The 14,150-nt window shown below is 64.5% G+C and carries 13 protein-coding genes and 2 tRNA genes; 13 read left to right on the top strand and 2 right to left on the bottom strand.

Annotated features, from left to right (window positions below; genetic code table 11):
- The first annotated feature begins 6 nt into the window (after window positions 1-6).
- The 13 genes from E5S69_RS25515 (at window position 7) to E5S69_RS25455 (ending at window position 12,172) form a co-directional block, all read left to right on the top strand.
- Window positions 7-885 (top strand): alpha/beta fold hydrolase, encoded by an 879-nt coding sequence (locus E5S69_RS25515; protein ID WP_171517242.1) that lies wholly within the window; start codon window positions 7-9, stop codon window positions 883-885.
- Window positions 886-936: 51 nt separating this feature from the next.
- Complete coding sequence (locus E5S69_RS25510) at window positions 937-1,299, top strand: RidA family protein (RefSeq protein WP_171517241.1); 363 nt, start codon at window positions 937-939, stop codon at window positions 1,297-1,299.
- A 15-nt stretch (window positions 1,300-1,314) separates the two neighbouring features.
- Entirely contained in the window at window positions 1,315-3,543 is a 2,229-nt protein-coding gene (locus E5S69_RS25505) for a RelA/SpoT family protein (protein ID WP_171517240.1), read from the top strand.
- 21 nt (window positions 3,544-3,564) lie between these two features.
- Window positions 3,565-3,641 (top strand) — tRNA-Val (locus tag E5S69_RS25500).
- Window positions 3,642-3,997: 356 nt separating this feature from the next.
- A complete protein-coding gene (gene thrS / locus E5S69_RS25495; protein ID WP_171517239.1) occupies window positions 3,998-5,905 on the top strand; it encodes a threonine--tRNA ligase in 1,908 nt (635 codons plus the stop codon).
- A 48-nt stretch (window positions 5,906-5,953) separates the two neighbouring features.
- On the top strand, window positions 5,954-6,475 hold the full coding sequence (infC, locus tag E5S69_RS25490; RefSeq protein WP_171517362.1) for a translation initiation factor IF-3: 522 nt from the start codon (window positions 5,954-5,956) through the stop codon (window positions 6,473-6,475).
- Window positions 6,476-6,641: 166 nt separating this feature from the next.
- Window positions 6,642-6,839, top strand: a complete 198-nt coding sequence (gene rpmI / locus E5S69_RS25485) for a 50S ribosomal protein L35 (RefSeq protein ID WP_006575466.1) — start codon at window positions 6,642-6,644, stop codon at window positions 6,837-6,839.
- Window positions 6,840-6,867: 28 nt separating this feature from the next.
- A complete protein-coding gene (rplT, locus tag E5S69_RS25480) occupies window positions 6,868-7,224 on the top strand; it encodes a 50S ribosomal protein L20 (protein ID WP_008650487.1) in 357 nt (118 codons plus the stop codon).
- A gap of 240 nt (window positions 7,225-7,464) precedes the next feature.
- The gene (gene pheS / locus E5S69_RS25475) at window positions 7,465-8,496 is read left to right on the top strand and encodes a phenylalanine--tRNA ligase subunit alpha (RefSeq protein ID WP_171517238.1); all 1,032 of its coding nucleotides are present in this window, start codon (window positions 7,465-7,467) and stop codon (window positions 8,494-8,496) included.
- Between the two features lie 59 nt (window positions 8,497-8,555).
- Entirely contained in the window at window positions 8,556-11,003 is a 2,448-nt protein-coding gene (gene pheT / locus E5S69_RS25470; RefSeq protein WP_171517237.1) for a phenylalanine--tRNA ligase subunit beta, read from the top strand.
- Between the two features lie 87 nt (window positions 11,004-11,090).
- A complete protein-coding gene (locus E5S69_RS25465) occupies window positions 11,091-11,498 on the top strand; it encodes an integration host factor subunit alpha (protein ID WP_171517236.1) in 408 nt (135 codons plus the stop codon).
- 116 nt (window positions 11,499-11,614) lie between these two features.
- A complete protein-coding gene (locus E5S69_RS25460) occupies window positions 11,615-12,040 on the top strand; it encodes a MerR family transcriptional regulator (RefSeq protein ID WP_171517235.1) in 426 nt (141 codons plus the stop codon).
- Between the two features lie 55 nt (window positions 12,041-12,095).
- Window positions 12,096-12,172, top strand: a tRNA-Pro gene (locus E5S69_RS25455).
- Between the two features lie 428 nt (window positions 12,173-12,600).
- On the opposite strand, the gene E5S69_RS25445 is transcribed toward E5S69_RS25455, so the two are convergent.
- The gene (locus E5S69_RS25445) at window positions 12,601-13,719 is read right to left on the bottom strand and encodes a tyrosine-type recombinase/integrase (RefSeq protein WP_171517233.1); all 1,119 of its coding nucleotides are present in this window, start codon (window positions 13,717-13,719) and stop codon (window positions 12,601-12,603) included.
- On the bottom strand, window positions 13,716-14,015 hold the full coding sequence (locus tag E5S69_RS25440; RefSeq protein ID WP_236901431.1) for a DUF4224 domain-containing protein: 300 nt from the start codon (window positions 14,013-14,015) through the stop codon (window positions 13,716-13,718). The genes E5S69_RS25445 and E5S69_RS25440 overlap by 4 nt, the downstream gene beginning before the upstream one ends.
- Window positions 14,016-14,150: the final 135 nt, after the last annotated feature.

Raw genomic sequence — 14,150 nt, 5'->3', positions numbered from 1 at the left:
GTCCAGATGTCTGCCAGTCCGCGCCTCGGTTTTGTCCAGTGCATCAGTCCGGCGGGCCTGCATCGCATGGCCTACCACGAGTGGGGCGACCCCGCCAATCCGCGCGTGCTGGTGTGCGCGCATGGCCTGACGCGCACCGGCCGCGACTTCGACGCCGTCGCGAGCGCGCTGTGCGGCGACTATCGCGTGGTCTGCCCCGACGTGGTGGGGCGCGGCCGCTCCGAATGGCTGGCCAATCCTGACGGCTACATCGTGCCGCAATACGTGTCCGACATGGTCACGCTGATTGCGCGGCTCAATGTCGAGAAGGTGGACTGGTTCGGTACCTCGATGGGCGGCCTGATCGGCATGGGCCTGGCCGGGTTGCCGAATTCGCCGGTGCGCAAGCTGCTGCTCAATGACGTGGGCCCCAAGATTGCGCTGTCGGCGGTGGAGCGCATCGGCGCCTACCTTGGGCTCCCGGTACGCTTCAAGACGTTCGAGGAAGGGCTGGCGTACCTGCAGACCATCAGTGCTTCGTTCGGGCGCCACACGCCGGAACAGTGGCGTGAACTCAACGCCGCGATCATCAAGCCGGTGCAGGGTGCCGATGGCCTGGAATGGGGCTTGCATTACGATCCGCAGCTGGCCGTGCCGTTCCGCAAGTCCACGCCGGAAGCGGTGGCCGCGGGCGAAGCCGCGTTGTGGCGCGGCTTCGAGGCCATCGAGGCGCCAGTGCTGGTGGTGCGCGGCGCGCAGTCCGACCTGCTGCTGCGCGAGACCGTGGCCGAGATGGTGGCGCGCGGCAAGCATGTGAGCGCGGTCGAAGTCCCGGAAGTGGGGCACGCGCCGACCTTTGTCGATCCGGCGCAGATCGCGATCGCCCGGCAGTTCTTTGTCGGGTGAGTGGGCGCGTATCTCGCGGCGGACCTGTTTTTTATCGATCAACGCATTGTCATGAGTAACCTTGAACTGAAGCGCGCCCACGTGGGCAAGCGGTTGTCCGAATACGCGGTCTACAACGGCGTGGTCTACCTGGCCGGGCAGGTGCCCGAGGTCGATCCCAAGGCCGATATCCGTGGCCAGACGCGCGAGGTGCTCGGCCATATCGACCGCCTGCTGGCCGAGGCCGGCAGCGACAAGACCCGCATCCTGTCGTGCCAGATCTTCCTGACCAACGTCGACCTGATCGGCGCGATGAATGAGGTCTGGGACGCCTGGGTGCCGCAAGGCAACACGCCGCCGCGCGCCACCGTCGAAGCCCGCCTGGCCAATCCCGATTACCTGATCGAAGTGGTGGTGACCGCTGCGCTCAACTGATGCAGGCGCTGTGACATGGTGACGTCGACCGACCTGGCTGGCCGGGTCGCGGGCATTCCGGATACCGAGCTGGTTGAGCGCGCACTGGCGTACGTGCGTGCGCACGGCGCCGGCGTGGCGCTGCCTACGGGTGAGACCGTGCAGTCGCACGCGGAGGGGATGCTGCGCATCCTCGACGGCCTGCGCGTGGACGATTCCGCGCGTGCGGCCGCGTGCCTGTTCGGTCTGGCCGCATTCGTGCCCGGCACCGAAGCCGAGATCGAGCCGCGCTTTGGCGAAGAAGTGGCGCGGCTGGTCAATGGCGTGCGGCAGCTGCTGCGCATCGGTGCCATTGCCGGCAATCGCCCTGACGTGGAAGCGGCCGCGCCGTCAAAGAACGAAGCGCAGGCGCGCCACGAGCAGGTCGAGGCACTGCGCAAGATGCTGCTGGCGTTCGCGCAGGACATCCGCGTGGTGCTGGTGCGGCTGGCCTCGCGGCTGCAGACGCTGCGCTGGCTGGCCGAGACCAAGCAGGCGCCATTGCCCGGCGTGGCGCGTGAAACGCTCGACATCTACGCGCCGCTGGCCAACCGGCTAGGCATCTGGCAGATGAAGTGGGAGCTGGAGGACCTCGCCTTCCGCTTCGAGCAGCCCGATACCTACAAGCGCATCGCCAGGCTGCTGGATGAAAAGCGCATCGAGCGCGAAGGCTATATCGCCGGCGCGATCGCGCGACTGCAGTCGGAGCTGGCCACTGCCGGCATCCGCGCCGAGGTGAGCGGGCGGCCCAAGCACATCTACAGCATCTGGAAAAAGATGCGTGGCAAGGAGCTGGATTTTGCCGACCTGTACGATGTGCGCGCGTTCCGCGTGATCGTCGACGATATCAAGGACTGCTATACGGTGCTGGGTATCGTCCACCATATCTGGCAGCCGATCCCGCGCGAGTTCGACGACTATATCTCACGGCCCAAGGCCAACGGCTACAAGTCGCTGCACACGGTGGTGATCGGCGATGACGGCCGCGCCTTCGAGGTGCAGATCCGCACGCAGGAAATGCACCACTTCGCCGAATACGGCGTGGCCGCGCACTGGCGCTACAAAGAGGCGGGCAGCCGCGGCTATGCCGGGCAGTTCTCCGCCAGCGAGCGCTATGACGAGAAGATTGCCTGGCTGCGCCAGCTGCTGGCGTGGAAGGACGACGCCGACCACAGCGTGGCGCACGACGAATCTTGGGAGCAGATCAAGCACGCCGCGATCGACGACCACATCTACGTGCTGACGCCGCAGGCGCGCGTGGTGGCGCTGCCGCAGGGCGCGACCGCGGTGGACTTTGCCTACTACCTGCATAGCGACCTCGGCCACCGCTGCCGCGGCGCGCGCGTCGACGGCACCATGGTGCCGCTGAACACGCCGCTCAAGAACGGCCAGACCGTGGAGATCATCGCGGTCAAGCAGGGCGGCCCGTCGCGCGACTGGCTCAACGCCGACCTGGGCTACCTGGCCAGCAGCCGCGCGCGCGCCAAGGTACGCGCATGGTTCAACGCGATGGACTCGCAGGAAACCATCGCGCAGGGCCGCGCGCTGATCGACAAGACGCTGCAGCGCGAAGGCAAGACCGCGGTCAAGCTGGAAGACCTGGCGACGCGGCTGAACTTCAAGACGCCCGACGAACTGTTCGCCGCGGTGGCCAAGGACGAGTTCAGCCTGCGCCATGTCGAGCACGCGCTGCGCCACCCAGAGGGCGAAGTCCAGGCGCCGCTGAGCGAGGAAGACGCCGTCACCAAGAAGAGCCGCGCCACCAGCGTGGCGCGTGGCGCCAAGAGCGGCGTGCTGGTGGTGGGCGTGGATTCGCTGATGACGCAGATGTCGCGCTGCTGCAAGCCGGCGCCACCGGACGAGATCGTGGGCTTTGTCACGCGCGGACGCGGCGTGTCGATCCATCGCCGCAACTGCCATACCTTCCAGCAGCTGTCGGCGCGCGCGCCGGAGCGCGTGATCCAGACCGAGTGGGGCCAGAAGAGCCACGCCGCGGTCTACCCGGTCGATATCCATGTCGAGGCCATCGACCGGCAGGGCTTGCTGCGCGATATCTCGGAAGTGCTGTCGCGCGAAAAGATCAACGTCACCGGGGTCAAGACGCTGTCCAGCAAGGGCGTGGCGCGCATGCAGTTCACCGCCGAGGTGTCCGAGGCCACGCAGCTGCAACGGGCGCTGCTGCTGATCGAAGAGGTGCAGGGGGTGTTGCAGGCGAAAAGAAAGTGATGCTATACTTGCGGCTTCGCTAGGCTCGTAGCTCAGCTGGTTAGAGCACCACCTTGACATGGTGGGGGTCGTTGGTTCGAGTCCAATCGAGCCTACCAACGAATTGCAGTAGAGCAGTAAAAAGCAGTACGGCAAGTCCGATTCAACCCCATACGGAACGGAAGGGCACCATGGTTATGACACCGCGAACTACTACCGCTGGCAAGCGACAGTAGTCGAGGTGCGCCTTCGACCCGGTTGGATCGGGTTTGACAAAGAGAAACGCGGCCTTGGCCGCGTTTTTTTTCGTCTGTCGCCTGCCGGCGCCCTGCTAAGCTGCCGGCTTTCCCGTGCGGCAAGGCGGGCACAAAGAACAGATCGCCAGCGCGCAGGCATGCGGGCCGGCGCCACAAGATGCAGTTTGATCCGCCCAGGCAAGGTGCAAGGCGCCGCCGGCGGAACCTGGAGAGTCGAAATGATCGCAATCACGCTGCCGGACGGGTCCCGCCGCGAGTTTCCCGGCCCGGTAACGGTTGCCGAAGTGGCGCAAAGCATCGGCGCCGGCCTGGCCAAGGCCGCACTGGCCGGCAAGGTGGACGGCCAGCTGGTCGACACCAGCTACAAGATCGAGCGCGATGCGAAACTGGCCATCGTCACGGACAAGGATGCCGACGGCGTCGATGTGATCCGCCACTCCACGGCCCACTTGCTGGCCTATGCCGTCAAGGAGCTGTATCCGGAGGCGCAGGTGACGATCGGGCCGGTGATCGAAAACGGCTTCTACTACGATTTCGCCTACAAGCGTCCCTTCACGCCGGAAGACCTGGCCGCCATCGAGAAGAAGATGACGGAGCTGGCCCGCAAGGACGAAAAAGTCACGCGCGAAGTGTGGAACCGCGACGAAGCGGTGGCGCTGTTCGAGTCGATGGGCGAGAAGTACAAGGCCGAGATCATCGGCTCGATCCCGGCTGACCAGGAAATCGGCCTGTACCGCGAAGGCAATTTCGTCGACCTGTGCCGCGGCCCGCACGTGCCGTCGACGGGCAAGCTCAAGGTCTTCAAGCTGATGAAGGTGGCGGGCGCCTACTGGCGCGGCGACGCCAACAACGAGATGCTCCAGCGCATCTACGGCACGGCGTGGGCGAAGAAGGAAGACCAGGAGGCCTACCTGCACATGCTGGAAGAGGCCGAGAAGCGCGACCACCGCAAGCTGGGCAAGACGCTGGACCTGTTCCACCTGCAGGAAGAGGCGCCCGGCATGGTGTTCTGGCATCCGAAGGGCTGGCAGGTGTGGCAGGCCGTCGAGCAGTACATGCGCGGCCGCCTGACCGACGCCGGTTACGACGAAGTGCGCACGCCGCAGGTGATGGACCGTTCGCTGTGGGAGAAGTCAGGCCACTGGCAGAACTACAAGGAGAACATGTTCGTCACGGAATCGGAAAAGCGCGACTACGCGATCAAGCCGATGAACTGCCCGGGCCATGTGCAGATCTTCAACCACGGCCTGCGCTCGTACCGCGACCTGCCGCTGCGCCTGGCCGAGTTCGGCGCCTGCCATCGCAATGAGCCGTCCGGCGCGCTGCATGGCCTGATGCGCGTGCGCGGCTTCGTGCAGGACGATGCGCACATCTTCTGCACGGAAGAGCAGATCGTGGCCGAGGCCAAGGCCTTCAACGAACTGGCGTTCTCGGTCTATGACGACTTCGGCTTCCAGGATGTGAAGGTCAAGCTGTCGCTGCGCCCGGACCAGCGCGCCGGCTCGGACGAGGTCTGGGACCACGCCGAAGAAGGCCTGCGCCTGGCGCTGCGCGCCTGCGGCGTGGACTGGGAAGAGCTGCCGGGCGAGGGCGCTTTCTACGGCCCCAAGGTCGAATACCACATCAAGGATGCCATCGGCCGCTCGTGGCAGTGCGGCACGCTGCAGCTCGACCTGGTGCTGCCAGAGCGCCTGGGTGCCGAGTACGTCTCAGAGGACAATTCGCGCAAGCGCCCGGTGATGCTCCATCGCGCCATCCTGGGCTCGTTCGAGCGCTTCCTGGGCATCCTGCTGGAAAATCACGCCGGCGCGCTGCCCGCGTGGCTGGCCCCGGAGCAGGTCGTGGTCATGAATATTGCGGATTCGCAGGCAGAATACGCCGAAAGCGTCGTGCAATTGCTGCAAAAACAAGGGTTTAGGGCAAAGGCCGATTTGCGTAACGAGAAAATTACGTATAAAATCCGCGAGCATTCGCTTCAAAAGATCCCCTACCTGCTGGTTGTGGGCGACAAGGAGCGGGATGCCAATCAAGTGGCCGTGCGTGCCCGTGGCAACGTGGATCTGGGTGTGATGCCTGTCTCCGCGTTTGTTGAGCGTCTGCAAAACGACGTCGCCAGCAAAGCCTGATGGGTGATGAGCACGGCTTGTTTTTTTGTCTTCTTGAGGTAACGCAACATCGCTACGGACAAAGGTCATCGCATCAACCGGGAAATCAGCGCGCCTGAGCTGCGCCTGGTAGGGGTTGATAACGAGCAGCTCGGCATCGTCAAGTTCATGGACGCACTGCGGCTGGCTGAGGACAAGGACTTGGACCTGGTGGAGATCGCGCCGAACGCGGTTCCGCCCGTCGCCCGGATCATGGATTACGGGAAGTTCAAGTACGAGGAAGCCAAGCGCGCCCATGAGGCGAAGCTGAAGCAGAAGATCATCCAGGTCAAGGAAGTCAAGTTCCGGCCGGGCACGGATGATGGCGACTACAACGTCAAGCTGCGCAACCTGAAGCGCTTCCTGGAAGATGGCGACAAGACCAAGATCACGCTGCGGTTCCGTGGTCGCGAGATGGCGCACCAGGAAATCGGCGTGCGTGTGCTCGAACGCCTGAAGGCGGACCTGGAAGAAATCGGCCAGGTCGAGCAGATGCCGAAGATGGAAGGGCGCCAGATGGTGATGGTGATCGCCCCCAAGAAGAAGAAGTAATTCCTGCGCGGTGCGGCGGCCGGGATGCCAGTCATCCCGGCGTTGCTTCGTGCGGAAGTCGCGCGGGTCCGCAAGGACCATCGCGCAACAACAAGTGGATGCGGGTCTTGCAAGCGTCGGCGTGAGCCGTCCACCTGCATGCATGTCATATGAGCTGGAGTTTTTCATGCCGAAGATGAAGACGAAGAAAAGCGCCTCCAAGCGCTTTACTGCCCGTCCGAACGGTTCGTTCAAGCGTGGCCAGGCCTTCAAGCGTCACATCCTGACCAAGAAGACCACCAAGAACAAGCGTCAACTGCGCGGTACCCAGGACGTCCATGAGACGAACCTGAAGTCGGTGCGCGCGATGATGCCTTACGCATAACCCCTGACGACAACGAAAGGAGAATTACATGCCTCGAGTAAAGCGTGGGGTCACTGCACGGGCCCGTCACAAAAAAGTCATCGACGCTGCCAAGGGTTACCGCGGCCGTCGCAATAATGTCTACCGCATCGCCAAGCAGGCGGTCATGCGTGCCGGCCAGTACGCGTACCGCGATCGCCGCAACAAGAAGCGCGTGTTCCGCGCGCTGTGGATTGCGCGTATCAATGCCGCGACGCGTGAGCATGGCATGACCTACAGCGTGTTCATGAACGGTCTGAAGAAGGCCTCGATTGAACTGGACCGCAAGGTGCTGTCGGACATGGCTATTCACGACAAGCCTGCCTTTGCCGCCATCGTCAACCAGGTGAAAGCCACCGTTGCCTGATGCCGGCTGCGGCGGCGCGTAAGCGCCGTCGGGCAAGCACCGACCGCAAGGTCGACCGCTGACCGCAAGGTCCGCTGAAACGGGGCTCCTCACCGAGCCCCGTTTTCATTTGCGGTTCCGGATATCGTTTTGCGTCTGTCCTCGAGACGGCATCCGGAAACGCATACCGCACGTAGTGCCAACCCCACGTCGCCTCGGCCCCCGCGCCGACCGACGCCAGAACACGCCACGACCGCCGCCATGTCTCAGGATCTGGATCAAATTGTCGCCGCTGCCCAGGCCGCCTTCGCCGCCGCCAACGACAACGCCACGCTGGAAAACGAAAAGGCCCGCTTCCTGGGCAAGACCGGCGCCCTGACCGAACTGCTCAAGGGCCTCGGCAAGCTCGACCCGGAAACCCGCAAGACGGAAGGCGCGCGCATCAACCAGGTCAAGCAGCAGGTAGAGGCCGCGCTGCAGGCGCGACGCCAGGCGCTGGCCGACGCGCTGATGAATGCGCGCCTGGCCGCCGAAGCCATCGACGTCACACTGCCGGGCCGTGCGGTGGCCCGCGGCAGCCTGCACCCGGTGATGCGCACCTGGGAGCGGGTCGAGCAGATCTTCGGCTCGATCGGCTTCGACGTGGCCGACGGCCCGGAGATTGAAACCGACTGGATGAACTTCACCGCGCTGAACAACCCGGACAACCATCCGGCGCGTTCGATGCAAGACACGTTCTATGTGGACGGCCGCGACAGTGACGACAAGCTTCTGCTGCTGCGCACGCATACCAGCCCGATGCAGGTGCGCTACGCCAGGATGCATGTCGCGAAATACGCCGGCAAGGCGATGCCGCCGATCAAGGTGATCTGCCCGGGCCGCACCTACCGCGTCGACAGCGATGCCACCCACTCGCCGATGTTCAACCAGGTCGAAGGCCTGTGGATCGGCGAGGATGTGAGCTTTGCCGACCTCAAGGGCGTGTACACCGATTTCCTGCGTAAGTTCTTCGAGCGCGACGACATCCAGGTGCGCTTCCGCCCGTCGTACTTTCCGTTCACCGAGCCGTCGGCGGAAATCGACATGGCCTTCGGCAATGGCAAATGGCTGGAAATCTCCGGTTCGGGCCAGGTGCACCCGAACGTGCTGCGCAACATGGGCTTCGATCCCGAGCGCTATATCGGTTTCGCGTTCGGCTCCGGCCTCGAGCGCCTGACCATGCTGCGCTATGGCATCAACGACCTGCGCCTGTTCTTCGAAGGCGACGTGCGCTTCCTGCGCCAGTTCGCCTGAGCGGCGCAGCGTCAAACTCGTCACCGACTACACAGAATACTTACCGGATCAGAAGCGCCATGCAATTCTCGGAATCCTGGCTTCGCACCCTCGCCAACCCTGAAAAGATCTCCACCGACGCGCTGTCGCACAGCCTGACCATGGCCGGGCTGGAAGTGGAAGAGGTGGGCCCGGTCGCGCCGCCGTTCGACAAGGTGGTGGTCGCGCACGTGCTGTCGACCGAGCGCCATCCCAACGCCGACCGCCTCAACGTGTGCCAGGTCGATGCCGGCACCGGCGAGACCCTGCAGATCGTCTGCGGTGCGCCCAACGTCAAGCCCGGCATCAAGGTGCCGTGCGCGCTGGTGGGCGCGGTGCTCCCGCCGGCGGAAGACGGCGGCAAGCCGTTCGAGATCAAGGTCGGCAAGCTGCGTGGTGTCGACAGCTACGGCATGCTGTGCTCGGGGCGCGAACTGAAGCTGTCCGAGGACCACGGTGGCCTGATGGTGCTGCCGGAAGATGCGCCGGTCGGCCAGAACATCCGCCAGTACCTGGACCTCGACGACCAGGTCTTCGTCATCAAGCTGACGCCGAACAAGGCCGACTGCCTGTCGATCCACGGCGTGGCGCGCGAAGTGTCGGCGCTGACCGGAGCCGCGCTGAAGCTGCCCGACATGGCGCCGGTGCCGGTGACGATCCAGGACAAGCTGCCGGTCAAGGTGTCGGCGCCCGACCTGTGCGGCCGCTTCTCCGGCCGCATCATCCGCGGCGTCAATGCACGCGCCGCCACGCCGCTGTGGATGGTGCAGCGGCTGGAGCGCTCGGGCCAGCGCAGCGTCTCGGCGCTGGTCGACATTTCCAACTACGTGATGCTCGAACTGGGCCGTCCGTCGCACGTGTTCGACCTGCACAAGATCCACGGCGGCCTGGACGTGCGCTGGGGCCGCAAGGGCGAGCAGATCAAGCTGCTGAACGGCAACACCATCGAGGTCGACGAGCAGGTCGGCGTGATCGCCGATGACAAGGAAATCGAGAGCCTGGCCGGCATCATGGGCGGCGACAGCACCGCCGTCACGCTGGACACGACCGACATCTACCTCGAGGCCGCCTTCTGGTGGCCGGCCGCGATCCAGGGCCGCAGCCGCCGCTACAACTTCTCGACCGATGCCGGACACCGTTTCGAGCGCGGCGTGGACTACGCCACCACGGTCGAGCATATCGAGCGCATCACCGCGCTGATCCTCGAAATCTGCGGCGGCCAGGCCGGCCCGGTGGACGACCACGTGGTCAACCTGCCGGTGCGCAAGCCGGTCAGCCTGCGCGTGGCGCGCGCCGAGCGCGTGCTTGGCATCGAGCTGTCGCCGGCGGCCATCGCCGATGTGTTCCAGCGCCTGCAACTGCCGTTCACGCGCGCGCAGGGCGCCGAGGGCGAAGTGTTCGAGGTCACGCCGCCGAGCTACCGTTTCGATATCGAGATCGAGGAAGACCTGATCGAGGAAGTCGCGCGCATCTACGGTTTCGAGCGCATCCCGGCGCGCCCGCCGGTTGCCGAAAGCGAAATGCGCCCGACCAACGAAGCCAGCCGCTCCACCCACGTGGTGCGCCACGCCGTGGCCGCGCGCGACTACCAGGAAGTGATCAACTTCGCCTTCGTCGAAGAGAAGTGGGAGCGTGATTTCGCCGCCAACGACAAGCCGATCCGCCTGCTGAACCCGATCGCCAGCCAGTTGGCGGTGATGCGCTCGACGCTGATCGGCGGGCTGGTCGACAAGGTGCGCTACAACCTGAACCGCAAGGCCGCGCGCGTGCGCCTGTTTGAGGTGGGCCGCGTGTTCCATCGCGACACCGGCGTCACCGACGGCGGCCTGACCGTGGCCGGGTATGACCAGCCGATGATGGCCGCGGGCATTGCCTACGGCCCGGCGTTCGAAGAGCAGTGGGGCATCGCCACGCGCAACGTCGACTTCTTCGACATCAAGGGCGATGTCGAGTCGCTGTTCCATCCGCGCGTGCCGCGCTTCGAGCCGGTGTCGCACCCGGCGTTGCATCCTGGCCGCGCCGCGCGCGTGCTGCTCGACGGCAAGCCCGTGGGCGTGGTGGGCGAACTGCATCCGCGCTGGCTGCAGGAATATGAACTGGCGCATGCGCCGGTGCTGTTCGAATTGCAGCTCGACGCGCTGCGCGGCGCCGGCCTGCCGGCGTACACCGAGATCTCCAAGTTCCCCGCCGCCGTGCGTGACCTTGCCGTGGTCGTAAAGCAATCGGTACGCGTGCAGGACCTGCTCGACACCATGCGCGCGGCGCTGGAAAAACAGGGTTACGGCCGCTTCTGCCAGGGCCTGGTGCTGTTCGACGAGTTCCGTCCCAAGGGGGCTTCCACGGCCATCGGCGCGGACGAGAAAAGCCTTGCGTTCCGGGTGACCTTGCAAGATACTGGGTCGACCCTCCAGGACGAAACCGTCGACAGCGCGGTGCGCTGCATGGTCGACGCGCTGGCCGAAGCCTTCCAGGCGCGGCTGCGCGGCTGATCGGTCGCCATGACCGACGCACCGCGATAAACAGGGCGCCCGGGCTTGCCCCGGGCGGATCGCCAGACAGACACTCGAGCGATCGACATGAATGATCGAGACGCGAATTCCATGACCGCTGCAGCACTGGGTGAGATGAGCGACCGGCAAGCATCCTTTGACGAAGCCATGCCGGACGCCCGCGCGACCGAAGTTCCCACGCTGACCAAGGCCGAGCTTGCCGAGATGCTGTTCGACCAGGTCGGCCTGAACAAGCGTGAATCGAAGGACATGGTCGAGGCCTTCTTCGATGTCATCCGTGAAGCGCTGGAGCAGGGTGACAGCGTCAAGCTTTCCGGCTTCGGCAACTTCCAGTTGCGCGACAAGCCGCAGCGGCCCGGCCGCAATCCCAAGACCGGCGAAGTCATCCCGATCACCGCGCGCCGCGTGGTGACGTTCCACGCCAGCCAGAAGCTCAAGGGCCTGGTCGAAGAACGCGCCGGCATCGCCGGCTGACCCGTCACCCGAACGGCGGATTGCTTCCCGAAGCCGGCATCGGTATGCTTCTGGGCGCGCGCGCGAGGCGCGCCAACCTTCTGGCCGGCATGGCCTGACGCTCGTCTACACACTGCATGTCGGACAAACCCAGTGACCGCATCGCGTTGCCGCCGATCCCGGCCAAGCGCTACTTCACCATCGGCGAAGTCAGCGAGCTTTGCGCCGTCAAGCCGCACGTGCTGCGCTACTGGGAACAGGAGTTCACGCAACTCAAGCCGGTCAAGCGCCGTGGCAACCGCCGTTATTACCAGCACCATGAAGTCCTGCTGATCCGCCGCATCCGCGAGCTGCTTTACGAGCAGGGCTTCACCATCAACGGCGCGCGCAACCGCCTCGACGAGGGCCGTCATCACAGCGCGGCGACGGCAGCGCAAGAGTCGATGGAAGGCGGCGCGGACAAGGCGCCGGCACTGTCGGTCGACATTGCCGGCTTGCGCAATGCGCTGGTCGACGTGCAGCACCTGTTGGCACAGCTGCGCGAGATTGCGAAGCACGGATAATTTCCACGTCAGGAGCTAGTCATACGAGAAATGCTTCTGATATAATCTTTTGCTTCGGGGCGTAGCGCAGCCTGGTAGCGTACCTGCATGGGGTGCAGGTGGTCGGAGGTTCAAATCCTCTCGCCCCGACCAGACAGAACCCGCTTGGTATAAGGCCAAGCGGGTTTTTTATTTTTCGCGCTGGTTGGCGTTTTACCCCAATTTCTTGGATGCATCCAAAAAGAGGGTCTTCGTGTCCTGATTTCGGGACCGTCCATTACCCCCGAGCCGAAGGTGCCTCGGGTTGCAGCACGCGCGATTGCCGCACACGATTCTGACCGTGCGCCGTAGCGGAATCGGCTCAACGCAGTCCTGATACGCAATACGATGGGCCACCCAGGATCGGCCGTTGCTGATGAACTGGCCGTATCCCTCTCGAAACATTGCCCCGGTCCACGGCCAGCACTCGTCGGTGGGCCCCAACTCGACGCGCATCCAGAATCGAATCAAGTCCTCCGTATCGGTCAGCAACTTGCCGCTGCTGGCCGGCACCAGTATTTCGATTGTCCTGAAATCCGCCATTACGACGCCCCTCTTAATGGCATTTGCAGGCGAACAGTCGAAACCGGCACCTCCCGCTGCTTGATGTAGCCCTCGGTGGTCGCGCGATCGGTGTGTGCGCCGGCCACCTGCAGAGCCTCGATGTCGTACCCCGCCTTCTTTGCATCCGTGAGCGCCTTGGCCCGGATGTCCTTCACCGTGTAGTCCTTTCCCTCCAGCTTCGCGCGCACCAGCGCATCGCGCCAGGCGTCCCGGCACGCCGCTGCGGTCTTGGGCTTCCCATTGCGATCCGTCACGACGTGACCGGTCAGCGACTGCACCTTAAGGTCGCGCTGGAGTTCCTTGGCGCGGCGCAGCACCTCGTCGATTTCCGGCGTGATCGGCCAGTCCACCGCCTCGCCGCTGCTATCGGCTGTTTTGCTGGGAATGAAATGAATGACGCCGGCGAGGCGGTCTACCTGCAGCCAGCGCAGGTCCCGGATGTCGGTTGACCGTTGGCAGGTGAGATAGCACAGGTCGACGAACACCTGCATCTCCGGCCCGGTCGGCACCTTGGCGGTGATGTGGTGCGTTTTGGCGCCGATCTTCTTGTCGTAGCTGTAGACCGCCAGTGCCTCCCGTATCGCCAGGAAGTGCGCGTGCGGGATGTAGACCTTGCGCGTCTTCGGCTTCTTCAGCGTGATCTCTCGGCAGGGGTTCAGCGCCACATGCCGGCGCAGTACCGCCCATGAGAAGAACTTGGACAGCCAGCCCTTCATGGCGGTCTGAGTCGGAAGCTTGTCAGGCCAGTTGCCGAGCAGGAAATCCTGCACCAGCCCCGGATCGACTTCCTCCACGCTGTGCCGCTTGAAGGCCTTGCGGACATCCTCGCCGCGGCGCCTCCACTCGGCCCGGAAGGTGTCGGCGTATCGCTTCTCGTGCTGCTCCATATAGACGGCCACGAGCCGCGACATGCTCCCCTCGTCGCCGTCAGACTCGACCCGCCGTTTTTCCTCGGCCAGCCGGTCGAACATCGCAGTCTGGCCATCCTCTACGCGGCACAGCCGGATCCACTTCTCATCCGTCGGCCGCACCCAGAAGTAAGCGCCGGATCGGACATAGACCCGAGTCGGAAGGCCGCTTTTCTTTCGTGCCATCATGCCGCCTTGCGCAATGGAATCAAGGGTGTTCGTCCCGGCGTCGCAGCGCCTGGCAGCACCCCAGCGCGCTTGGCCTGCAGTGCCTCGAATGCCGCCCAGGTCAGGATGATCCGGCCGTCCGCCCGCTGTACCGGCGTCACGCCGAAGTGCAGGCTGAACCAGGCCGCCTGCGCGCTGTGCCGCTTCTTGCCGGTCACGTCACGCAGATCCTGCTCGCTCATCAATCGGGTGTCCATCCTTCTCTCCATCCATTGCGCCGCGGTCACGGCGACGATTCTTTCTGCTGCTTGCTGCATTTACAGGCGATACGTTGTAAATCGATAATACAGGCGTTGGGCTGTGCGGATCACTGCGTGTCCCGCTCCTGCTGGATGGCGGCGTCGGCATGCATTGCAGCGGTCAAAGGCCAAATGGTCCCTTGCACGCCGCGG

This window comes from Cupriavidus necator, assembly GCF_013141915.1.
Classification (GTDB): domain Bacteria; phylum Pseudomonadota; class Gammaproteobacteria; order Burkholderiales; family Burkholderiaceae; genus Cupriavidus; species Cupriavidus necator_B.
The sequence above is the reverse complement of the archived record's forward strand: the minus strand, read 5'-3'. Positions and strand labels throughout refer to the sequence as shown.